The 21,521-nt window shown below is 55.0% G+C and carries 19 protein-coding genes; 13 read left to right on the top strand and 6 right to left on the bottom strand.

Annotated features, from left to right (window positions below; all coding sequences use genetic code 11):
• Nucleotides 1–18: 18 nt before the first annotated feature.
• Both dnaN and dnaA read right to left on the bottom strand, forming a co-directional pair.
• On the bottom strand, nucleotides 19–1,125 hold the full coding sequence (dnaN, locus tag HHJ16_RS13475) for a DNA polymerase III subunit beta (protein ID WP_296901378.1): 1,107 nt from the start codon (nucleotides 1,123–1,125) through the stop codon (nucleotides 19–21).
• Nucleotides 1,126–1,399: 274 nt separating this feature from the next.
• The gene (gene dnaA / locus HHJ16_RS13470) at nucleotides 1,400–2,794 is read right to left on the bottom strand and encodes a chromosomal replication initiator protein DnaA (protein ID WP_296901376.1); all 1,395 of its coding nucleotides are present in this window, start codon (nucleotides 2,792–2,794) and stop codon (nucleotides 1,400–1,402) included.
• A 967-nt stretch (nucleotides 2,795–3,761) separates the two neighbouring features.
• Here dnaA and rpmH point away from each other — a divergent pair.
• From rpmH to HHJ16_RS13435, 7 genes are all read left to right on the top strand, one after another.
• On the top strand, nucleotides 3,762–3,896 hold the full coding sequence (gene rpmH, locus HHJ16_RS13465) for a 50S ribosomal protein L34 (protein WP_007862708.1): 135 nt from the start codon (nucleotides 3,762–3,764) through the stop codon (nucleotides 3,894–3,896).
• 53 nt (nucleotides 3,897–3,949) lie between these two features.
• Nucleotides 3,950–4,357 carry a ribonuclease P protein component gene (locus tag HHJ16_RS13460; protein ID WP_296901450.1) on the top strand — a complete coding sequence of 136 codons (408 nt, stop codon included), beginning with the start codon at nucleotides 3,950–3,952 and terminating at the stop codon, nucleotides 4,355–4,357.
• Nucleotides 4,358–4,368: 11 nt separating this feature from the next.
• Nucleotides 4,369–4,686 carry a membrane protein insertion efficiency factor YidD gene (yidD, locus tag HHJ16_RS13455; protein WP_296901374.1) on the top strand — a complete coding sequence of 106 codons (318 nt, stop codon included), beginning with the start codon at nucleotides 4,369–4,371 and terminating at the stop codon, nucleotides 4,684–4,686.
• Nucleotides 4,683–6,404, top strand: a complete 1,722-nt coding sequence (yidC, locus tag HHJ16_RS13450; RefSeq protein ID WP_296901372.1) for a membrane protein insertase YidC — start codon at nucleotides 4,683–4,685, stop codon at nucleotides 6,402–6,404. Before yidD ends, yidC begins: the two co-directional genes overlap by 4 nt.
• A gap of 51 nt (nucleotides 6,405–6,455) precedes the next feature.
• Nucleotides 6,456–7,880 carry a tRNA uridine-5-carboxymethylaminomethyl(34) synthesis GTPase MnmE gene (gene mnmE / locus HHJ16_RS13445; RefSeq protein WP_296901371.1) on the top strand — a complete coding sequence of 475 codons (1,425 nt, stop codon included), beginning with the start codon at nucleotides 6,456–6,458 and terminating at the stop codon, nucleotides 7,878–7,880.
• 175 nt (nucleotides 7,881–8,055) lie between these two features.
• The gene (locus HHJ16_RS13440) at nucleotides 8,056–8,547 is read left to right on the top strand and encodes a cyclic nucleotide-binding domain-containing protein (protein ID WP_296901369.1); all 492 of its coding nucleotides are present in this window, start codon (nucleotides 8,056–8,058) and stop codon (nucleotides 8,545–8,547) included.
• Between the two features lie 260 nt (nucleotides 8,548–8,807).
• Nucleotides 8,808–9,482 carry a hypothetical protein gene (locus HHJ16_RS13435; RefSeq protein ID WP_296901368.1) on the top strand — a complete coding sequence of 225 codons (675 nt, stop codon included), beginning with the start codon at nucleotides 8,808–8,810 and terminating at the stop codon, nucleotides 9,480–9,482.
• A 71-nt stretch (nucleotides 9,483–9,553) separates the two neighbouring features.
• Here the strand turns inward: HHJ16_RS13435 and HHJ16_RS13430 are convergent, their stop codons facing one another.
• Entirely contained in the window at nucleotides 9,554–11,539 is a 1,986-nt protein-coding gene (locus HHJ16_RS13430; protein WP_296901366.1) for a monovalent cation:proton antiporter family protein, read from the bottom strand.
• 92 nt (nucleotides 11,540–11,631) lie between these two features.
• Between HHJ16_RS13430 and HHJ16_RS13425 the strand changes: the two genes are divergently transcribed.
• Genes HHJ16_RS13425 through lptC form a run of 3 tightly spaced genes read left to right on the top strand, consistent with a single transcriptional unit; the run spans nucleotide 11,632 to nucleotide 13,972 of the window.
• On the top strand, nucleotides 11,632–12,624 hold the full coding sequence (locus tag HHJ16_RS13425) for a KpsF/GutQ family sugar-phosphate isomerase (protein ID WP_296901364.1): 993 nt from the start codon (nucleotides 11,632–11,634) through the stop codon (nucleotides 12,622–12,624).
• Nucleotides 12,621–13,259, top strand: coding sequence for an HAD hydrolase family protein (locus tag HHJ16_RS13420; protein ID WP_296901362.1), 639 nt, complete (start codon nucleotides 12,621–12,623; stop codon nucleotides 13,257–13,259). Before HHJ16_RS13425 ends, HHJ16_RS13420 begins: the two co-directional genes overlap by 4 nt.
• Entirely contained in the window at nucleotides 13,256–13,972 is a 717-nt protein-coding gene (gene lptC, locus HHJ16_RS13415) for an LPS export ABC transporter periplasmic protein LptC (protein WP_296901360.1), read from the top strand. Before HHJ16_RS13420 ends, lptC begins: the two co-directional genes overlap by 4 nt.
• Nucleotides 13,973–14,302: 330 nt before the next feature.
• Here lptC and HHJ16_RS13410 read toward each other — a convergent pair whose 3' ends face one another.
• The 3 genes from HHJ16_RS13410 to HHJ16_RS13400 form a co-directional block, all read right to left on the bottom strand.
• The gene (locus HHJ16_RS13410; protein ID WP_296901359.1) at nucleotides 14,303–14,779 is read right to left on the bottom strand and encodes an RNA-binding protein; all 477 of its coding nucleotides are present in this window, start codon (nucleotides 14,777–14,779) and stop codon (nucleotides 14,303–14,305) included.
• An 826-nt stretch (nucleotides 14,780–15,605) separates the two neighbouring features.
• On the bottom strand, nucleotides 15,606–15,740 hold the full coding sequence (locus HHJ16_RS13405) for a hypothetical protein (RefSeq protein ID WP_296901357.1): 135 nt from the start codon (nucleotides 15,738–15,740) through the stop codon (nucleotides 15,606–15,608).
• 142 nt (nucleotides 15,741–15,882) lie between these two features.
• The gene (locus tag HHJ16_RS13400) at nucleotides 15,883–17,085 is read right to left on the bottom strand and encodes an ammonium transporter (RefSeq protein WP_296901355.1); all 1,203 of its coding nucleotides are present in this window, start codon (nucleotides 17,083–17,085) and stop codon (nucleotides 15,883–15,885) included.
• Between the two features lie 421 nt (nucleotides 17,086–17,506).
• Here HHJ16_RS13400 and HHJ16_RS13395 point away from each other — a divergent pair, with 421 nt between their 5' ends.
• The 3 genes from HHJ16_RS13395 (at nucleotide 17,507) to HHJ16_RS13385 (ending at nucleotide 21,438) form a co-directional block, all read left to right on the top strand.
• Nucleotides 17,507–18,751: a homoserine O-acetyltransferase gene (locus tag HHJ16_RS13395; RefSeq protein ID WP_296901354.1), complete on the top strand. Its 1,245-nt coding sequence runs from the start codon at nucleotides 17,507–17,509 to the stop codon at nucleotides 18,749–18,751.
• On the top strand, nucleotides 18,748–19,356 hold the full coding sequence (gene metW / locus HHJ16_RS13390) for a methionine biosynthesis protein MetW (RefSeq protein ID WP_296901352.1): 609 nt from the start codon (nucleotides 18,748–18,750) through the stop codon (nucleotides 19,354–19,356). Before HHJ16_RS13395 ends, metW begins: the two co-directional genes overlap by 4 nt.
• A 213-nt stretch (nucleotides 19,357–19,569) precedes the next feature.
• The gene (locus HHJ16_RS13385; protein ID WP_296901448.1) at nucleotides 19,570–21,438 is read left to right on the top strand and encodes a SulP family inorganic anion transporter; all 1,869 of its coding nucleotides are present in this window, start codon (nucleotides 19,570–19,572) and stop codon (nucleotides 21,436–21,438) included.
• Nucleotides 21,439–21,521: the final 83 nt, after the last annotated feature.

The following is a 21,521-nucleotide window of genomic DNA, read 5'->3' as shown; positions in this document are numbered from 1 at the left end:
CTTCTTGCCAAATAGGCGTCAAATACGCATCGGCATCACCACGTATTTGAATGCAGCATCGTCGGGGATAGTCAGTAACGCAGAGCTGTTGGAATCAGCCAGCTCGATCTTCACCATGTCCTGGTTCATGTTAGCCAGCGCATCGATCAGGTAGGTCACGTTAAAACCAATTTCTATGGACTCGCCGCCGTAGTCGATGTCGAGCTCGTCCACCGCTTCTTCCTGCTCGGCATTGTTTGACGCCACGCGCAGCGTTCCCGGTTCAATATTCAATCGAACACCCTTGAATTTTTCACTGGTTAGAATCGCGGTCCGCTGCAGGCTGGCCAGTAGGGGAACACGGCCTAGCAGGATGATGTTTTTGTGGTTCTTGGGTATGACGCGGTTGTAATCGGGAAATTTTCCTTCGACCAGCTTGGTCACAAATTCCATACCTTCAAAGCTGAACTTGGCTTGATTACCGGCAAACTGCATCTCGATAGCGCCTTCTTTGTCGCTCAGCAGACGCTGCATCTCTAGCACCGTCTTGCGCGGAAGAATCACTTCCTGCTTAGGCACTTCAACATCCAGCGTGGCTGAAGAAAATGCCAAGCGATGGCCATCGGTGGCCACTAAGCTCAACTGATTGCCTTCAGCGACGAACAGAATGCCGTTGAGGTAGTAGCGAATGTCGTGCACAGCCATGGCGAACGACACCTGATTGAGCAAGGCCTTGAGCACCTTTTGAGGAACCGAGAAGGCCGGACCAAAGTTGGCGGCCTCCTGCACCAGCGGAAAATCTTCCGCTGGCAGGGTCTGCAGAGTGAAGCGACTTTTACCGCCCTTCAAAATTAGCTTGTTTTGCGCCGACTCCAGAGACACCGTCTGGTCGCTCGGCATGGACCGCAAGATGTCGATGAGCTTGCGCGCACCTACGGTGGTGGTGAAGTCGCCTGCATCGCCATCAAGTTCAGCGGTTGTGCGAATCTGAATTTCGAGATCGCTCGTGGTCAGCTGAAGCTGCGCCCCGGTTTTGCGAATTAAAACATTGGCCAGAATCGGCAAAGTGTGCCTGCGCTCCACAATCCCCGCGACCGATTGCAACACCGACAAAATTTTTTCTTGAGTGGCTTTCAGAACGATCATTTCTTCCCCTGTATTTATCTTTAATTCTTTAATTCAAATTAGTAGTAGTGATAAGCACCGCGTCTGTCTGTGGATAGCGGTATTTTCTCCTTTTTAATCAACTACTTGGCGTTTGTTTAACCCTGTGTTCAGACATCCTGGAAAATTTTGTGATTTACGAACAACTTTTCATTGTCATCTGCTTCTGTGGATAAGTCATAGGTTGTTAAAAACTTGTCCCCAAAGCTGTCGCGAAGGCCTTAAAACGTTAAAGAGTAGGTAAAAACGCACTTTTTCAGCCTTTTAGGGTTTGTTCCAAGACATGCAGCTGCTGATTGAGTTCAGTCATCAGTTGACGTTCCGCAGCCATTTTTCGTACCGCGTGCAACACGGTGGTGTGGTCCCGTCCGCCAAACAGCTCACCGATCTCCGGCAAGCTCTTTTGCGTGAGTTCCTTGGCCAGGTACATGGCAATCTGGCGCGGCCGCGCAATGCTAGCCGGGCGCTTCTTGGAATACATGTCCGCAACCTTGATCTTGTAGTAGTCGGCCACAGTCTTTTGTATGTTTTCAACGGAAATCTGCCGATTCTGAATAGACAGCAGGTCACGCAGCGCTTCTCGAGCCAACTGGATCGAAATTTCCTTGTGGTTAAAACGAGAATAAGCCAAAATTTTTCGCAACGCGCCTTCCAGCTCCCGCACATTCGAGCGAACGTTTTTGGCTACAAAAAATGCTACCTCCTCCGGCATGACCGTACCCTCGACCTCTGCCTTACGAATCAGAATGGCGACGCGCATCTCCAATTCAGGGGGCTCAATGGCCACTGTCAACCCAGAGTCAAAGCGCGACACCAAGCGTTCATGAATATCAGTTAACCCTTTCGGATAGGTATCGCTGGTCATCACAATATGCGATTTTTTAGTCAGCAAGGCCTCAAAGGCGTTAAAAAACTCCTCTTGTGTGCGGTCCTTGTTGGCAAGAAACTGCACATCATCAATCAGCAGCAAATCCAGCGAGTGATAGCGCTCCTTAAACTCATCAAACGTCTTGCGCTGGTAGGCTTTAACCACGTCTGAAACAAATTGCTCCGCATGGATGTAGAGGACTTTGGCAACCGGGTTGTCGGCCAGTAGTTTGTTGCCAATGGCATGCATCAAATGGGTCTTCCCCAAACCGACGCCACCATAGATAAAAAGCGGGTTGTACAGCTGCCCTAGACTGCTGGCCACATGAAGCGCTGCTGCGCGGCCCATGCGGTTGGCGGTGCCCTCAATCAATGTGTCAAAAGTCAGCGCCGTGTTGATCCGGTTCTTGAACGGAGCATTCGCAGCCTCTTCAGGCCCACCCATACCGACCGGCTCCGAATTTTCAACGCCTTCAAAGCTGCGAACTAAAGTCGTTGATTTAGTGGGTGATTCTCGAGGGACGAGCGCCAATTCAATGGGAATTCTTTGGCCTGATAGCTTTTCAATCAATGCGGATATGCGGGCGGCGTACTGGGCACGAACCCAATCAAGTTTGAACCTGTTTCCAACTTGGACAGTGACCTTGGACAAGTCCGGTGCCACGTTGACCACCAGCGGTCGAATCCAGGTATTGAACTGCTGTTCAGGTAATTCCTGGGCTAACTGGTCAACGCAGGTTTGCCATAAATCTTGACTCGAACTATGAACGAACATCTCACTCATGACTTCATTTGACCGGGCTGCTGGAGTGAAAAAAGGCGCACCGGCTTGTGGATATTGTTAATTTTAAGCACTCGCAATTTTAGCTGGAGCCCCTAGTTGTCCACAAAATTCCAGCTTTGGGTTTACCCCTCTTACATAAGTGCATTCCTGCACGCAGAAAAGGTTCTTTAGTGTCGCACGGAGCGGCTGCTAAAAAACACATTCTTTTGCAGCACTAAGGTGACCGCTTGCCGGTGGGCGCTCTTCGGGAAGAACTAAGCCAACCGATACCTTTTAGCATCAAGTCACGAACACCGTAAATTCAGAATCCTCTGAAAAGATTTTAGAACCCTTTTTTTACCTCATGAGGCAGCACGTCCTGTTGAACAACTGTGGGGAAAACTTTTTAACAACCTATGACTTATCCACAGAAATGTTTCATCACGAAAAGTTGTTCATGTCTTGCAAGATACTTTCGCGCCGCCTCAACACACGGTTAAACATTCGCCAAGTCCTTGATTGAAAGGAAGAAAATAGGGCTATCCACAGATCAGCGGCACCCTTATCACTACTACTAATTTAAATTAAAGAATTAAAGAGTAAAGATAAAACTACCGCGTCACCTCTCTGAACAGCACGCTACAGGGAAAAAAAGCCCGAAGAACGCTCAAAAATCTTCCTGCAATGGCTATTATTAGGTCGGCAGCAGCACAATTTTCCCGATGCCGCAGTTCCTAAACCGTAACGCCGAAAACTCAGTGGTTGCCAGTATTGAGAAATCTGTGATAATCATTGGTTTCCCGATTCGGGGCGGATTGATTTCCCCTGCATGGCCGTGCTTATCGATCCAGTTTTGATCGGTCAGCCAGTCCGCCGCAGGTGTATTGCAAGTCCTGCGGACTTGTAAAGCTGGCCGTGTTGTACGGCCGCCAAGATCATTCGAATCACTAAGGGATGCTTTGTAGCTGTCAGGCCAGTAGGATTTATCATGAAACGCACATACCAACCTTCCAAAGTCAAGCGCGCTCGCACGCACGGTTTTTTGACGCGCATGAAAACGCGAGGCGGTCGCGCAGTAATTGCCGCGCGTCGTGCCAAAGGCCGCAAGCGCTTGGCCGTTTAAGCGCACTTCACGCGGGTCGTTCATTTTTTTTTGTTAACTGACGCTTGGCGGCAGTGCAGCGGCTTAAAACTCGACCGCAGTTCCAGGCAGTGCTTGCTGGAACTATTGTTGCAAAAACGACGCATTTCGTACTGCATCGCAATGCGCTGAATACACGAGTTGTGCAAATACAGTCCGACAAACCTGACAACTCACCGATGCTGTTTCCGATCCAGGATCTCTGGATCGGTGCGATGGTTCCAAAACGCTGGGCTAAACGAGCGGTTACGCGCAATGCGATCAAGCGACAGATCTACACCGTGAGTGCTGAGCTTTTGAATCAATATCCCGAGGCCGCTTTTTTGGTTCGTCTGCGGCGCGAGTTCGCTCGTAATGAATTTGTCAGCGCTAGCTCCAAGCAGTTAAGGCTGGCTGTGCGAACTGAAGTGCAGGCGCTGATGCAGGTACTAATCCAACTCTAGAGCAAATCCCTATGAACGCGAAACTTGCAGTCTTGGTACGTTCACCGCAAACCGCGCTGATTGGTTTGGTGAAGGGATACCGTTTGTTGCTCAGTCCCTGGCTAGGCTCGGCCTGCAGGTTTGAACCCAGCTGCTCGGCGTATTCGTTGCAAGCGCTACAGCAGCACGGCGCAGCCGTTGGAAGTTACCTGACGCTACGTCGCCTGACGCGCTGCCATCCCTGGTGCGATGGCGGTTCCGATCCGGTGCCGCCAAAAAAAGCGGCTTCTCTTTTCACCCGTCTGGTCACACCCGTGACTCCTACATCTTCTAAAAAGACGCCGTCATGAACGACATCCGCCGCACTATTTTGTGGGTTATTTTTGGTTTTTCCATGGTCTTGTTGTGGGATCAATGGCAGGTTTTCAGCGGTCATAAAGCCACTTTCTTTCCTTCAGCAACGCAGACTAGCAAGGTACTCTCACCCACTGTGCCCGTTGCGCCCACACTGAGTGGAACAGCTTCTTCGGTTCCTTCGTCGTCCTCCGCTGGGGTAACCCAAAACTTACCTGGTGCGGTGCCAACGGGTGCGCCTTCGATGCCGTCCACCGTCAAAGAGCGCGTAGTGGTCAGCACTGACGTGCTCACACTAACCTTTGACAGCGAAGGCGGAACCTTGGTTCGCTCGGTGTTCAGTAAATACAAAGACACCGCACACAAAGAATTGGGCTATGTGCTGCTAGATGAGAGTAGCGATCGTGTTTATGTGGCACAAACTGGCCTGATTGCGGGCACTACGGGCGGCACCTTCCCGACGCATAAAACCCTGATGACGGTGGTTCCCGGCGAGCGCACGCTAAAGGACGGCCAGAACGAGCTACAAATCAAGTTTGAATCTGCCGCCATTGGTGGCGTCAAACTGGTGAAAACCTATACGATTAAACGCGGCGCTTACGACATGGCTGTGCGCCATGACGTGATCAATACCGGCAACGTACCAGTGGCTCCTCAACTCTATTTGCAGCTGGTACGCGATGGTAACAAGCCGCCTGGGGAATCGTCGTTTTACTCCACTTTTACCGGTCCAGCCATCTATACCGAAGCCAAGAAGTATCAGAAAGTGGAATTCAAGACGATCGAAAACAATAAGGTGGATGTTGAAAAACAGGCGACCAACGGCTACGTCGCAATGGTGCAGCACTACTTCGCATCGGCATGGATTCTGGGGGATGGCATCCAGCGAGATATCTTTCTACGCAAGGTCGATACCAACCTATTTGCTGTGGGCATGATCACGCCGTTGAACAGCATCGCGCCCGGTGCAACCAGGACGATCGACTCAAAATTATTTGTTGGCCCGCAAGAGGAAAAAAAGCTTGAAGCCTTGTCCCCTGGCCTTGAACTGGTGAAGGACTACGGTTGGCTGACTATTCTGGCGAAGCCGCTGTATTGGTTGCTCGACAAGCTGCATAGCTTCATCCAAAACTGGGGTTGGTCCATCGTTGCACTGGTGCTGCTGCTCAAGATCGCGTTCTACTGGCTCAATGCCAAGGCCTATGCCAGCATGGCCAAGATGAAGGCCATCAATCCGAAGATCACGGAGATGCGAGAGCGTCTGAAAGACAAGCCGCAGGAAATGCAGCAGGCGATGATGAAAATCTACCGCGAGGAAAAGGTTAACCCCATGGGCGGCTGCTTCCCCATCATGATCCAGATCCCTGTATTTATTGCGCTTTACTGGGTCTTGCTGTCCAGCGTGGAGATGCGTAGCGCGCCGTGGATGCTCTGGATCAAGGACTTATCGTCTCCCGATCCGTTCTATATTCTGCCCGTCGTCATGGCGCTGACGACCATGCTGCAGACTGCTCTCAATCCCGCACCGCCGGACCCGATGCAAGCCAAGCTGATGTGGTTTATGCCGCTTATTTTCAGCGTAATGTTCTTCTTTTTCCCGGCTGGTTTGGTGCTGTACTGGATTACCAACAACATTTTGTCGATTACTCAGCAGTGGGTCATTAACACCCGAATGGGTGTCCCGCCGCAGTTCAACCTGCCGAAGTTCAAATAATACGAACGGGTCTCAAAGCAACGCTTTGAGATTCTTCACAAATTCGGATTTATGCTGGCCCGACATCACGATCCGATCGTCGCCATCGCAACTGCTCCAGGGCGCGGGGCAGTGGGAATCGTGCGAATTTCTGGCAAAGAAATTTCACCGCTTATTCTTGCTATTTGTGGTCGGCCGTTAGAACCTCGACGGGTCACCTACCTGCCGTTTCGCGATGCTCTGGGGCAGGTGATTGACCAAGGGCTGGCCATTTATTTTCCAGCCCCTCACTCCTATACCGGCGAGGACGTGCTGGAGTTGCAGGCCCATGGCGGGCCGGTGATACTCCAGCTGCTGTTAGCGCGCTGCCTGGAGGCGACAGCGGCGCGCGGTCCCATTGAAGGCGAAAACTCGCTGTCTCAGCTGTCAGGCCTTCGAATCGCCCAACCGGGAGAATTTACAGAGCGCGCATTTCTGCACGACAAAATCGACTTAGCGCAAGCCGAGGCCATCGCAGATCTGATCGATGCCAGCACTGCAGCTGCCGCGCGTTCAGCCGCCCGCTCAATGTCCGGTGAGTTTTCAATAGCGGTGAATATGCTGCTGGAACAGTTGATCCATTTACGTATGCTGGTTGAAGCCACGCTGGATTTTCCGGAAGAAGATATTGAGTTTCTTCAAAAGGCCGATGCACAAGGGAAGCTGCTGCGGCTGCAAACAATGTTGGAAAACGTATTACAGCGGGCCACTCAGGGTGCCATCTTGCGGGAGGGCATCAAGGTAGTGATTGCTGGTCAGCCCAACGCCGGTAAGAGTTCACTGCTTAATGCATTAGCCGGAGCTGAACTAGCCATCGTCACGCCGATTGCGGGTACCACGCGAGACAAAGTTTCGCAATTGATCCAGATAGAAGGCGTGCCGCTGCATGTGGTGGACACTGCGGGTCTGCGCGAGGCATTGGACGAAATTGAAAAAATTGGCGTCGAGCGGGCCTGGGTAGAAATTGAAAGTGCGGACGCGGTTCTTTTTTTGCACGATTTGACGCAGCAAGAGGATATTGGTCACATCGCAAAGGATGCAGCGATAGCACAAACCCTGGCAAAAAAATTATCAAAAAATACGGCCATCATCAATGTCTGGAATAAGTTGGACGCGGCCAGCCCTGAGGGGCTTGAAATGGGTAGGAGCGGTGTGCTTATTTCAGCTAAAACAGGCGCCGGTCTGCAAGCGCTTCGACAGCAACTACTTGGAGTGGTGGGTTGGAAAGTTGCACCCGAAGGCGTTTTTATGGCGCGTGAACGCCACTTGCGTGCGCTGGATAACGTGAAAGACCAGTTGGCAACAGCAGCAGCTCAGTTTCACGCAGCCCGACCTGCGCTGGATTTGCTCGCCGAAGATCTGCGTCAGGCGCAACTTCATTTGGGCGAAATTACCGGGAAGTTCAGCCCAGACGATTTACTGGGAGAGATTTTTTCGAAATTCTGTATTGGAAAGTAGCCCTGAACCGTAAGGTTCCTGGGGTCGCAGGACAGAAGCAGTGATTGCCGCCAAAAAGGTGACAAAAAGGCCGTCCGCAGCGAACGATTAAAAATTAGAATTTTTTGTATTAGGTGTAAGTCGTAGTTAACAAAGCTTGCGGCGTTCGTGGAGCAAAGGTATCTTTGTTTCTATTATGAACGCCGCACTACCCGCCGCCCTTTGCTTTGACATCCATGAGTTGGCCGAAGCCATCACGCACAGCCGAGCCAGTGACGCCTTGAGTTGTCAATTCACCCCGCCGGACTGGGACGTTCTGGCCAGCTACATGCAGCCGTTTGCAATGAAGAGCGGCCATGTTTTGATGGAGCAGGGATCCTTGGACCGCACGTTGTATTTTATTGAGAGCGGTACCGTGAGCGTTCACTATGAAGACGAAAAAGAACGCCTCTGGATGGCGTTGGTGGGCGCAGGGACCGTGTTGGGCGAAGGATCTTTTTTTTCGCACCTGACGCGTAGGGCGGCGGTGCATGCCTCGGCGCCTTGCAAGCTCTGGCGTTTGACCTCTCTAAGGTTTCTGGAACTGGCCAACCGCCACAGCGCGATTGCAATGGAGCTGACGATGGCGATTGGCTCTGTCATGGCGAAACGGCTGTATAACCGCGCGCGACGAGTCGCTGTCACTTGATCGTTATGGCGGCGACCTTGCCGCCCTCAAAACGCCTTTGGCTAACTCAATTCTGATGTCTGTGGCTCAGGCTGAGCATCAAAAAACTAACCAATCGAACGTAACAAAATTTTTACATAAATACTGACAAGCCGAGTTACATTTATTAGCGAAAGAAGAGGCACCGAATAGGCCCCGGCGGCAACAGAGCGGGCACAGCGCGGTAACTACTATCTCTCTCGCTTTTGGGAGGAGAAGTATCCAATACGAGAACTCTGCACATGTCTTTCTTCACCTGGTTTTCCGGGAAATCGCATCCAGTGAAATCCGTTGTAAGCGATGAAAAAAAACGCTCTCACACAGGTGGCCACAAGCCCGTTGTTCTCTTGCCCCAGCGGCCAGTGCCGGAGGAGGCTAACCCCCGGGAAGATCGGAAAGTTAAACGCCACGCCCGTCGCGAGCAGTTGTACGTGGCAATTCGCGAGGCGATGACCCGGGCTGGCGTGTTGTCTGCCCGCTATAAGTTCAAGGTGCTTTCGCTAGACCAGCCTGGAGATAACTTTCTGGTCATGATAGATCTGGCAACGGCTTCCGGCGCCCCTCCCGAGCAGTTTTCTGAGATGGAGGCCCTGATTGTTCACAATGCTCAGGCTCGTTTTCAGATCACTGTGCCTGCGGTGTACTGGCGCCGGGATGAAGTGGCCGCCTTGCGGAAGCCAGAACCAAGCCGCCAAAGTGCGGCGCGTGAGCCGATTCAGGTTGAGGAGATCGTGGCCTTCAAACAAGCCCTGCGTGCGGCATCAGTGCTCGGCCCGAAAGCCTTGCCTGAAAAAGGGGGCCAAATTCGCAGCGCAGCGCACTCTTACACGTTGCTCACAGGTTTTGAAGACACGGAGATGCCCGAGTCGCCTTCTTCTCCGGCGCTCAGCAGCACGCAATACGGCGACTTGACCTAGGCGCGGGGATCCTTTGAGCGGGGCGACTCGGGGAGTTATGACTGAGAGTTTTCTGGTCTTGTTCCTGAAGGTCAGCCGCGCAACAGTTTTTCTTCGGCTGTGGACAGCGCCTCGGGCTTACCTGACAGCACCAGCGTGTCGCCTCCTTCAAGCAGGGTGTCATCATGGACCTCCAGCGGTTTACCGGTTCCACGCCGCAAACTAACAACCCGCACGCCCACGGACTGAAGCGCCATCGTGCCCAGCGGCCTGCCTGCGAACCTGATTTCCAGCGGAAGCGTCACGGTCGAGAGGCGTTCCTGTTCACGTTCATTGACGGTGTCGTCGTCGGCACCGCGAAAGTAGCCACGCAACAGGTTGTAGCGTGCATCGCGCTGGTCCTGCACCACGCGGATCACGCGGCGCATGGGTACGCCTACCAGCGCCAGCGCATGGCTAGCCAGCATTAGACTGCCTTCTATGGCTTCGGGCACCACTTCGGTGGCGCCCGCAGCCCGCAGCTTTTCCAGGTCGTGGTCGTCCACGGTTCGCACAATGACTGGCACCATTGGCGCGTGGGCACGTGCGTTGGCCAGCACTTTGAGGGCGCTTGCGGTGTCAAGATAAGTCACCACCACCGCACTGGCTCGTGAAAGGCCAGCCGCGATCAGGGCCTGTAGGCGCACCGCATCGCCAAACTCTACCGAGTCGCCGGCCGCAGCAGCCTGGCGCACCCGATCCGGATCCAGGTCTAGTGCGATGTACGGGATGCCTTCGCGTTCCAACATGTGACCGAGGTTTTGACCGCAGCGGCCATAGCCACAAATGATCACGTGCTTAGTGGTGTTGATTGATTTGCGCGCAATCGTGGTCATCTGCAGCGACTGCTGCAACCATTCGCTGGAGACCAGTCGCATGACGATGCCGTTGCTGTGCATGATGATGAAGGGCGTGGCAAGCATCGACAACACCATGCTGGCCAGGATCGGATTCAGCAAGGCTTGCGGCACCAGGCTGCTCCCCTGCGCCAACGACAGCAGCACAAAGCCAAACTCCCCGGCTTGCGCCAGATACAGGCCGGTGCGCAACGACACGCCAGCAGTCGCACCGAGCGAGCGTGCCAGCACCGTGACCATGCCGAGTTTGAAAAGCACCGGCAGCGTTATCAGCAGCAGCACCAGCGGCCAGCGCGCCACCACCTGATGCCAGTCCAGCATCATGCCGATGCTGATGAAAAATAGCCCCAGCAGGATATCGTGAAAGGCACGGATGTCGGTTTCCACCTGGTGCTTGTATTGGGTCTCGGAAATCAGCATCCCGGCGATAAAAGCGCCCAACGCCAAACTAAGACCCGCCCACTCGGTCAGCCAGGCTAGCGCCAGCGTGACCAGTAGCAGGTTGAGCACAAACAGCTCTTCGCTCTTGCGTCGCGCCACGAGTGTGAGCCACCAGCGCATGACGCGCTGGCCTCCGGTGAGCAGCAGACCGACCAGTCCAGCGGCCTTTATTCCCGCAATAGCCAGCGCCATGAACAACTTGTCAGGCGACGAACCAAGCGCAGGAATCAGCACCAGCAGCGGCACCACCGCCAAGTCCTGAAACAGCAATACGCCCATGACGCGCTTGCCATGTTCGGAATCGAGCTCCAGCCGCTCGGACAGTAGTTTGACGACGATGGCCGTGCTGCTCATAGCCATTGCGCCGGACAGTGCCAACGTGGTTTGCCAGCTCATCGTCCATAAGGTCGGTGCCATGCTGGCAAGAAACAGCGAGCCTAGGGTGGAAAGCACCATGGTGAGCGTGACCTGAAGCATTCCCAGTCCAAAGACGTGGCGGCGCATGGAGCGCAACTTGGGAAGGTTGAATTCCAGCCCGATTACAAACATCAAAAACACTACGCCAAACTCACCCAGATGGCGCACGCCGTCGGAGTTTTGGCCCAGTGCCAACGCATTCGGCCCAATCACCACACCGGCAGTCAGGTAGCCAAGCATTGGGGGCAATTTGAGCGAGCGGCATGCCACCACACCGAGCACTGCGGCCAGCAGGTACAGCAGGGTCAGTTCAAGGGCACTCATGCGTGAATGGTAGCCGATGAGCTAGCGCCGGCTGCCCGTTGTCAGGGTCGCAACAGGCCCGGCGCCCTCGCGCTACTCGATAGAATGCAGTCATGAGCTTTGATGCCGCGAACTATGATGCCGAACGTGTACTGACCCTTGCCAGGAAGACCTTTGAGATAGAAGCGACTGCCGTGCTTGGCCTGGCGAGCCGCGTAGGCGCCGAATTCGCCCAAGCGGTCTTGCTGATGCTATTGTGTCGTGGCCGTGTGGTGGTCATGGGCATGGGGAAAAGCGGGCATATCGGCCGCAAAATCGCGTCCACATTCGCGTCTACGGGTACGCCAGCGATGTTTGTGCATCCGGCCGAAGCCAGCCATGGTGATCTTGGCATGATCACGAGCCTGGATGTGGTGCTGGCTATCTCCAACAGCGGCGAAAGCGCAGAGCTTACGGCAATTCTCCCGGTTCTGAGCCGCTTGAGCGTGCCGCTCGTGGCGATCACTGGGGGCATTCACTCTGCGCTGGCTAAACATGCCTGTGTCAGGCTGGACAGCAGTGTGGCGAGAGAAGCCTGCCCACTGAATCTGGCGCCTACGGCGAGTACGACAGTGCAACTCGCGATCGGCGATGCGTTGGCTGTGGCGTTGCTCGATGCGCGCGGTTTCAAGGAGGAAGATTTTGCTCGTTCTCATCCAGGCGGTGCGCTTGGCCGCAAGCTCTTGACTCACGTGAGCGATGTGATGCGTAGCGGTGATGCGGTACCGCAGGTGCGGCTAGAAACAAGTTTTTCCGACCTCATGCGTGAGATGAGCGCCAAGGGATTGGGGGCGACCGCGGTCGTAGATGACAGCCAGCGCGTGCTGGGAATCTTTACCGACGGCGACTTGCGCCGCCTGGTTGAGAAAGGCGTGGACTTGCGCAGCGGCAAAGCAGGCGATGTGATGCACACTAATCCGCGCACGGTGCGGATGGACTCGCTTGCTGTAGAGGCGGTGGCGATGATGGAGCAGTACCGCATTACCAGTGTGCTGGTGGTAGACGACAAAGGGGTGCTTTGTGGTGCACTCAATTCAAATGACTTGATGCGCGCCAAGGTGATATGAACTCCGCGCTTTTTACCAAGGTTGGTATGCGGCCTCCAGAGGCGTTGGAACTTGCGCGTAGCGCCGAATTGTTGCGTTCGGAGACAGCAGCGGGTGCGGCGTTGAAGGTCGCGCCTGAGCTGCTACTTCACGCCCAACCCGTGCGAGTCGCATTCTTCGATGTGGACGGTGTGCTGACGGACGGCGGACTGTACATGTCTGAGGACGGCGAGATTCTCAAGCGGTTCAATACGCTGGATGGCCACGGTATTAAGCTGCTGCAAAAGGCCGGCATCACGCCGGCCATCATTACTGGACGCGACAGCCCCGCGCTGCGCGCAAGGCTGATAGCGTTGGGCATCACGCATGCGCATTTCGGTACTGAGGACAAGCGGCCTGCTGCAGAAATCACCTTGCGGGCGTTAGGTCTTGACTGGGCCGCCGCCGCAGCAATGGGTGACGACTGGCCCGATCTGCCTGTGATGCGCCGTGCGGCCTTCAGTTGCGCACCGGCAAATGCACACGGGGAGGTCAAGTCGCAGGCCCGCTATGTTACGCAGGCGAGCGGCGGCCATGGCGCGGTGCGTGAGCTGTGTGATTTGTTATTGGTCGCTACCGGTCGCTACGCCAGCTTGCTGCAAGAGTACAACCGATGACGGCCGCCTCTCACGGCGTGCGACGGGGTGGCGCGCTGCGGCAGCTGAACGGGTCCTGGCGTGTCGCCTTCCGTCTGTGGGACAGCATGGCCATTTACATGCCGCTGCTGATGATGGGGTCACTGGCTTTGGGAACCTATTGGTTGGTACGCAATACCCCGATCTTTAGTGCACCCGATGTCACGAAAGAGGCGAGGCATGAAGTAGATTATTTTATGCACAAGTTCACCATCAAAAACTTTGACGAAGGCGGTAAGCTTAAAAGCGAAATTTACGGCATTGAAGCGCGGCATTTTGCCGATACTGATATTTTGGAAATCGACAAGGTAAGGATTCGCAGCATCAATCCGGAGGGATTGGTCACAACGGCGACAGCCAATCGAGCCTACGCCAACAGCGATGGCTCAGAAGTTCAGTTGACCGGCAATGCACTTGTAGTGCGGGAAGCAAGTCTAGGCGCCAACGGCAAGGAGACGCCCCGCCTGGAATTTCGCGGAGAATTTCTGCATGCCTTTCTGAATGAGGAACGGGTCACGTCCCATAAACCTGTGGTTTTGATACGAGGCACGGATCAGTTCACGGGCGACACGTTTTCTTACAACAACCTGGACCAAGTGGCCAATCTGAAGGGTCGAGTGCGGGGGGTTCTAATGCCCAAAGTTGCCAACAACGCGCCGCCCTCGATTAGTTCCAAACCGCGCGCTGCGCCTTAGTGATAAGCGGAAGCGCCTGGCAGGCGATTGATAGTTCCAATACCGCCTTTGTGCCGTCACTAAAAGCTATTGAAGGTGGGCCCAACAGTTTCGGGTAGACACTCACTCAACACATCGCATTACGCCGCAAAGTAGCCACTAGGCATCGCGGCACTGCAAACACTCAATGGTTCATTTACTGGCGAATCCCCGGCACACGAAGAACCGGGCGACAACATAAAAGGCTTCAAAATCGAAATTTTGAAGCCTTTTTGGTGTCCTAAAGTCAAAGACCAGAGGAGCTAGGTGCGCTAGCTAATCAGCTAGCAACCACGTGCAGGTCTGAAGGGCTTAGTAGCCGCCGCGACCACCGCCGCCGCCGCCAGAGCGGCCACCGCCAGCACCGCCGCCGCCGTACGGGCTACGGAAACCGCCGTCACTGCCGCCGCCACCAGAACGGCCACCGCCGCCGCCAGCGCCGCCACCGTATCCGCCGCCACCACCGCCACCGCCAGCGCCGCCGCCGTATCCGCCACCACCGCTACCGCCGCCGAAGCCGCCGCTGCGTGGAGGACGTGCCTCCATTGGACGTGCCTCATTCACGACAACGCTACGGCCACCCAAAGGCTGTCCATTCATGCCATTGATCGCGGCTTGAGCTTCTGCATCGCTCGCCATTTCAACAAAGCCAAAGCCTTTGGAGCGACCGGTGTCGCGTTCCATCATGACTTTAGCGCTGGTGACAGCGCCGAATTGACCGAAAGATTGTTGCAGATCTTCGTCCCGCACTGAGTAAGGCAGGTTGCCGACGTATAGTTTGTTGCCCATGAAGGGACTCCTCTAAAACACAATAACAAAAGCGATGGGGTCCCGAAAGCACAACAAATCTTATACGTACCGCTGTAGCGCGCGAAACTGACCGATCACCTAACTTGCGTGAATATTTAAATTCACACCAATATATTATGCGTCAGTAATGAAAAACACAATCAGCCGTCTTCACCACTTGCATTGAGGGAGGCTGCGTCTGCGAAGGGTTTCTCGCGATCTTGAGTTGTTGTGAGGGATAGCGACATGGTGTGTGAGAAGGTTATTTCTCAGACCGGACCGTCGCAAAAAGAAGAGGGACATAAAAGGGAAGCGCGAATACCGACAGTCGAAGTGCGTCTTCAACCAGGGCAGTGAGCGTCTTTGTAAAGTGCATTTCCTGTCCCGTCTTATCTTTCTAAGGAGTTAGTGCACACACTCGCCTGGAACACCTTAGTTGAAACGGGAAAGCTTATGTTTTATCTTCGCTTTAAGCGGAGGGAGTCCTAAAAAATAATTAAACCCCGGATACCATTTCAATTTTCTGGGATGGTAGTACCAAAAAGTAGCTTGTATTTTCAGGCGGCAGATAAGGCGTTACAAAGTATTACTTATTTCCGCAAAAAAGTTTTGACTTATTGGTAAAAAAGCCGAGGAAAGCGCCTACCTTGCATCCTGTTCCAGCGGATAGCCAGAAAGTTTCGCGCTGTCGGCGCGTTCAGCGTCACCGTTGTATTGTTTTTATCGGTCCATCACTGCGCGCAACGTTGCTGCGAATCAAGGTAATGATCTGGTGTTTAAGAATACCGATCAGCCACGTTTTAGACTGGAATCGGCGGCCAAACATCTAGGGCTTTGACAAGGCGGCCACGAGAGTTTTTAGCACCGCATCTTCAGCCCAGTCGTCGTTACGCAGTTGCAGGCCCGCGAAACGGATCAGGTAAATGCGGTGTTCGACCGGTTGCTTTTCAAGCGTTGCCATGAGGGCATGGCTAGCGAGCCCTTATGTCAATGGTCTGTGGCGCCAGCCGATTTTTAGACATCACGAAAACCGCTGCTAAAGCAGGTTTTGATCTGGCGCCCTGGAGCGAGTGCAATAAACGCCAGGGCAGCACTTATTGTGATTACCAGGTGACCTCGCGGTCAGGCGTGGCCCCAATGCGGTGAATCGACAAATCCGCGCCCTCGAATTCTTCCTCTTGTGTCAGGCGCAGGCCCATGGTCGCCTTCAGCGTGCCATAAACGACAAATCCCGCCAGTAACGCCCAGGCCACGCCCATAGTGCTTCCTATGAGCTGAGCGCTAAAACTTACTCCACCCAGCCCCCCGAGTGCTTTACTGCCAAAAAGGCCAGCAGCAATTCCGCCCCAAGTGCCGCACAACCCGTGCAATGGCCAGACCCCAAGTACGTCGTCAATCTTCCATTTGTTCTGGGTCAGCGTGAACATCACCACAAAAACTCCGCCGGCCACACCGCCTACTACGAGCGCGCCCAGCGGATGCATTAAGTCAGAGCCAGCACACACCGCCACAAGCCCGGCCAGCGGGCCGTTGTAGAGAAATCCCGGATCATTTTTGCCAAACACCAGCGCGGCTAGCGTTCCGCCCACCATCGCCATCAAGGAGTTGACGGCCACCAGGCCTGAAATTTTGTCGAGGGTCTGCGCACTCATCACGTTAAAGCCGAACCACCCCACGATCAGAATCCAGGCGCCCAACGCCAGAAAAGGAATATTGGAGGGCGGATGGGCAGATACGGCACCATCCTTTCGATAGCGGTTGCGACGGGCCCCCAACAAAATCACGGCAGGCAGTGCCAACCAGCCTCCAACCGCGTGGACCACGACAGACCCGGCAAAATCATGAAATTCGGAACCGGTGAGCGACTTGATCCAGGCCTGCACACCAAAATGCTGATTCCAAACAATGCCTTCAAAAAAAGGATAGATAAAACCGACGATGACTGCGGTTGCGATCAATTGGGGGTAGAAGCGAGCACGCTCGGCAATTCCTCCGGAGATGATCGCAGGAATAGCCGCTGCAAACGTCAGTAAAAAGAAAAACCGGACCAATTCGTAACCATTTTTGGCGGCCAACTCCTCCGCTCCGACGAAGAAATGCGTGCCATAAGCCACACCGTAACCGACAGCGAAATAAACCACGGTTGAAACTGAAAAGTCCACCAGAATTTTTGCAAGCGCGTTCACTTGATTCTTTTTGCGGACCGTACCTAATTCCAGAAAGGCAAACCCGGCATGCATGGCCAGCACCATGATGCCGCCCAACAAAATGAACAGGGCATTCGAGCCCTGTTTTAGTGCTTCCATAAATTCCTCTTGTATGAAATGTAATTTCTTGGTGCGTATTATCAGAAAACTTAAAAATTGCACCAAATACAAGCAAGAAATGCGCCACGAAAGTGCAAAGTTAGACAGAGGGGCCTGCGCGCGCAGATTGCACCCGTGCGCACGCTCAAGCGACTAGCGTGCTTTTGTGGAGGCGCGCACCTTGTGGCCGCGCCGGAATCGGTGCACTACATAGCGTGAAAAGCGTGAGGACCCCGTTTTTTACCTTGATATACTTATAAAGCGCTGATTTGCTCAGCTTGCGGGCGCATAAAAAGTACCGCTAAAAACGAACCGTCATGACCCGGACTCGCGTTTAGCGATGCCGGGTTTCCTTTTAGGGTTTCAGGTCGCTGATTTGACGGTCCTGATCGCTGGTCTTCCTAAGGGTGGGTGTCCTATCTTGTCTTCTCCCTCGGTCCTGGTTGCTTCACCAAAGTCCATGCACTTTGACGAGCCCCTGCTTTTGCAGAGCGGCGCGTCAATTCGTGCCTACGACTTGAGTTATGAAACCTACGGCACGCTCAACGTCGATAAATCCAACGCCGTGCTGATTTGCCACGCCCTGAATGCGTCGCACCATGTGGCAGGTGTTTACTTGGACGAGACCGGTCACGTGAAGGACAAGTCTGAAGGTTGGTGGGACAGCATGATCGGTCCGGGCAAACCGGTGGATACCGACCAGTTTTTCGTCATTGGCGTCAACAACTTGGGCTCCTGCTTCGGCTCTACCGGGCCGATGCAGGTCAATCCGGACACAAACGAGGTCTATGGCGCCAATTTCCCGGTTGTGACGGTGCAGGATTGGGTCAGCGCCCAGGCCAGACTGCTTGACGTAATGGGCATTCAGACGCTGGCCGCCGTCATGGGCGGTAGCTTGGGGGGCATGCAGGCGCTGGGCTGGACACTGCAATACCCCGACCGCGTGCGGCATGCCGTCGTGGTAGCCAGCGCGCCGAATCTGACGGCCGAAAACATTGCCTTCAACGAAGTCGCGCGCCGCGCCATCGTGACCGATCCCGATTTTCACGGCGGGCATTTTTACCGGTACGGCGTGCTGCCCAAACGCGGTCTGCGCATCGCCCGCATGATCGGCCACATCACCTATTTGAGCGACGACGTGATGAACGAAAAGTTTGGTCGCCAGTTACGGCAAACCGTGGACCTTCAATCGAGTGTGGGGGAACCTTGCGAAGCGCCACCCCAAGCAGGCGTGGACGCTTCCGCTGGCAGTGCATTGCAGCCAGCGAAAAGGGACGCCTATAAATACACAACGCAAGAGATCGAGTTTGAGATTGAAAGCTACCTGCGCTACCAAGGCGATAAGTTCGCTGAATACTTCGACGCCAACACTTACTTGCTGATCACGCGCGCGCTGGATTATTTTGATCCGGCCAGCGAATTTGGCGGTGACCTGAGTCGTGCGCTGGCAAAAGCCCGTGCCAAATTTCTGCTGGTGAGCTTCACCACCGATTGGCGATTTTCACCGGCACGCAGCCGCGAGATCGTCAAGGCGCTGCTCGACAACCAGCGCGACGTGAGCTACGCCGAAATCGATGCGCCCCATGGGCATGATGCTTTTTTGCTGGATGACGCTCGCTATATAGGCGTAGTTCGCTCCTATTTTAAGAGCAAGGTGGCAGTATGACCCGGCGAGCCGAGAGGGCTGCGCACCCCTCTGCAGATTTGTTGTCGATTGCCCAGCTGGTGCCGCAGGGGGCTCGCGTGCTGGATCTCGGGTGTGGGACCGGCGAATTGCTGGACCATTTGATTCGCGAGCGCGGGTGCTCAGGCTACGGGGTTGAGATTAACGACGCCAATGTTCAGGCCTGCATGGCGCGCGGTGTGAATGTGCTCCAGCTGAACCTTGAAGAAGGGCTGACAATGTTCGGCGATGGTTCGTTTGACGTGGTGCTGCAGATTGACACATTGCAGCATCTTCGCAATGCCGAAGTCATGTTGCGTGAGACGGCCCGGGTGGGACGCATCGGGATCGTCGCTTTCCCAAATTTCGGTCACTGGCCTAATCGTCTAGCCGTCTTGCGGGGGCGAATGCCGGTGACCAAGATCCTGCCATACCAGTGGTATGACACCCCTAACATTCGCGTCGGTACGCTGCAGGACTTCGAAGCCTTGGCTGTCAAAAACCGGCTGCAGATTCTGGACCGATTTGGTTTGCAGGACGGGAAAGAAATCCGGTTTTGGCCGAACGGGCGCGCTAGCCGCGCCGTGTTCAAGGTTCAGCGGGCCTAAGTAGAAACCGGTGAGCAGACCCTGCACGTTGGCGTTTTTCTTGCCAGCAGGAGCGGCCGCGTGCTGCAAGCGGGATTAGCGGCTATAAGTTTTATCGCAATTTTGGTGTTGACGCTTCCCCTTTCCGCTGGCCGGCGTGTTGGTGTGCTCGGTCGGCCTGGCTTAAACGCAAAACGCGGAGCCACTTGACCTCGGGGTATGCTTACCGTCGCAATGAAATCTTTTGAACAAAGCGCCGTTCTATCTACCGGGTCTCTGTTCAAAAGACTGTTGGAGCGAGTGTTCGGCCCCTGGGTGCAACAAGTTTCGGCGGTGACCTTGCGCGTCGATGCGATGGCGGGGTTGCTGGGTGCTGTGCTGGTTCTGCCGCAAGGTATAGCCTTCGCAACGCTGGCGGGCCTGCCGCCGGAATATGGCCTTTACACGGCGATCGTTCCCTGCATCATCGCCGGGCTGTTTGGCTCTAGTTGGCATGTCATGTCGGGGCCCACCAACGCAAACTCTCTCGCCCTTTATGCCATGCTGGCGCCTTTGGCGTTGGCCTTTAGCCCGCTGTATATCCAGCTGGCGCTGGCCATTACCGTGATGGTCGGCATCCTGCAATGGCTGATTGGCGCACTGCGCTTAGGCGTTCTGGCTAACTTTATTTCTCCCGCCGTGCTGTTTGGTTTCACCTCCGGCGCGGCCTTGCTGATCGCTGTGCACGCACTGCCCGATCTGCTGGGTCTCGCTGCGGCCTCCGAACACAGCGCCGCCGCAGTGTTGAGTTATGTGTTCTCGCAACTTAGCTCGGTGCAACCTGCTGCCTTGGCGGTGGGTGTTATCACGCTGGGGGTAGCGCTGCTGGTGCGCCGACTGCGTCGCAATTCGCCTTACATGCTCATCGGACTCGGGGTGGGCACCGCGTTCGCTTGGTTGTGGGGCCACTATCTAAACGTTCATGCCGCAGGGTTGGTTAGCGGAGCGGTCGTGTCGCTCCGAATGATTGGCCAGATTGCTACCCCGTGGCCTCGCTTTGAGGTCCCGAAAATCAGCTGGGCGCAGGCCACGGAGCTGGTGGGATTGGCGTTTGCGCTGACCATCGTGGCCTTGGGCCAAGCCATTTCGATTGCAAAGATGGTCGCTTTGCGTTCTGGCCAGCGCATCGATGCCAACCGTGAGTTCCGGGGTCAAGGTCTGTCGAACATCGTCGGTGGATTTTTCTCGTGCTACGTGTCGTGCGGCTCCATGAACCGCTCCATTCCCAATCTTGAAGCGGGTGCCCGTACGCCGCTGGCCTCGGTGTTTTCTGCGCTGCTGCTGCTCGCTTTAGTGGCGCTTAGCGCGCCGTTGCTGGCGCAGATTCCCATGGCCGCACTGTCAGCCTTGTTGGTTTTGGTTGCGCTGGCGTTGCTCGACTTGGCGCGCTGGCGCGAGTTGTTCAGATTGAGCCGCAGTGATTTTGGAGTCGCGCTGACCACCCTGGTTGCCACAGTCACCATTCGGCTAGAGATCGCCATTTTGCTCGGCATGCTGTTGTCGCTGATGTCCTTTTTGTACCGCACTTCGCGGCCCGCCATGCGCACCATGGGCTTTGACAATCTCGGGTTGGATCGGCACTTCGTGGTGATTGACGACACGCGGGAAGATCCCTACGAGCAGCCTCACCCCGCTCTACCCGAATGTCCGCAACTCAAGCTGCTGCGGATGGAGGGCGAAGTGTACTTTGGCGCGACTCAACACGTCGCCGACATCCTGCATGCGTTGCGCAGCCAGCCGCTGCCGCAAAAGCACTTGCTGGTGATGGCGAAGAGTATGAACTTTATTGACCTGGCAGGGGCTGAGTTATGGGAGGCCGAACTCGCCGCCCGCAGGGCTATGGGAGGAAATCTCTACTTTCATAGACCACGGCCAGAAGTCCTCCGTATGTGGCGCAAAACCGGCTTCACAGACCTGCTCGGGCCTGAACACCAGTTTTCTGACAAGTTCGCCGCAATTTCTACCATCTTCACCAAGTTGGACCCCGAAATTTGCCGGCATTGCACGGCGCGGATTTTTTGGGAATGCAAAACCGTCCCTGGCCCGGACAGCCTTGAAGCTTGAATTTTCTACCTAGATTTTCGGCCATGCGTACCCCGCGGGGCGCCTGGTCAATTTTCGAGCCGCATGAAGTCGCGGCCGCCTTG

The sequence above is a fragment of the Polaromonas sp. genome, assembly GCF_012927485.1.
In the GTDB taxonomy this organism is placed as follows: Bacteria; Pseudomonadota; Gammaproteobacteria; order Burkholderiales; family Burkholderiaceae_C; genus Polaromonas.
This window is presented reverse-complemented; position numbering and strand designations above follow the sequence as displayed.

What these genes read in the sequence shown, in the direction of transcription:
- dnaN (WP_296901378.1), bottom strand. Translation starts at nt 1,125, where the DNA reads ATGATCGTTCTGAAAGCCACTCAAGAAAAAATTTTGTCGGTGTTGCAA.
- dnaA (WP_296901376.1), bottom strand. Translation starts at nt 2,794, where the DNA reads ATGAGTGAGATGTTCGTTCATAGTTCGAGTCAAGATTTATGGCAAACC.
- rpmH (WP_007862708.1), top strand. Translation starts at nt 3,762, where the DNA reads ATGAAACGCACATACCAACCTTCCAAAGTCAAGCGCGCTCGCACGCAC.
- yidD (WP_296901374.1), top strand. Translation starts at nt 4,369, where the DNA reads ATGAACGCGAAACTTGCAGTCTTGGTACGTTCACCGCAAACCGCGCTG.
- yidC (WP_296901372.1), top strand. Translation starts at nt 4,683, where the DNA reads ATGAACGACATCCGCCGCACTATTTTGTGGGTTATTTTTGGTTTTTCC.
- mnmE (WP_296901371.1), top strand. Translation starts at nt 6,456, where the DNA reads ATGCTGGCCCGACATCACGATCCGATCGTCGCCATCGCAACTGCTCCA.
- HHJ16_RS13440 (WP_296901369.1), top strand. Translation starts at nt 8,056, where the DNA reads ATGAACGCCGCACTACCCGCCGCCCTTTGCTTTGACATCCATGAGTTG.
- HHJ16_RS13435 (WP_296901368.1), top strand. Translation starts at nt 8,808, where the DNA reads ATGTCTTTCTTCACCTGGTTTTCCGGGAAATCGCATCCAGTGAAATCC.
- HHJ16_RS13430 (WP_296901366.1), bottom strand. Translation starts at nt 11,539, where the DNA reads ATGAGTGCCCTTGAACTGACCCTGCTGTACCTGCTGGCCGCAGTGCTC.
- HHJ16_RS13425 (WP_296901364.1), top strand. Translation starts at nt 11,632, where the DNA reads ATGAGCTTTGATGCCGCGAACTATGATGCCGAACGTGTACTGACCCTT.
- HHJ16_RS13420 (WP_296901362.1), top strand. Translation starts at nt 12,621, where the DNA reads ATGAACTCCGCGCTTTTTACCAAGGTTGGTATGCGGCCTCCAGAGGCG.
- lptC (WP_296901360.1), top strand. Translation starts at nt 13,256, where the DNA reads ATGACGGCCGCCTCTCACGGCGTGCGACGGGGTGGCGCGCTGCGGCAG.
- HHJ16_RS13410 (WP_296901359.1), bottom strand. Translation starts at nt 14,779, where the DNA reads ATGGGCAACAAACTATACGTCGGCAACCTGCCTTACTCAGTGCGGGAC.
- HHJ16_RS13405 (WP_296901357.1), bottom strand. Translation starts at nt 15,740, where the DNA reads ATGGCAACGCTTGAAAAGCAACCGGTCGAACACCGCATTTACCTGATC.
- HHJ16_RS13400 (WP_296901355.1), bottom strand. Translation starts at nt 17,085, where the DNA reads ATGGAAGCACTAAAACAGGGCTCGAATGCCCTGTTCATTTTGTTGGGC.
- metW (WP_296901352.1), top strand. Translation starts at nt 18,748, where the DNA reads ATGACCCGGCGAGCCGAGAGGGCTGCGCACCCCTCTGCAGATTTGTTG.
- HHJ16_RS13385 (WP_296901448.1), top strand. Translation starts at nt 19,570, where the DNA reads ATGAAATCTTTTGAACAAAGCGCCGTTCTATCTACCGGGTCTCTGTTC.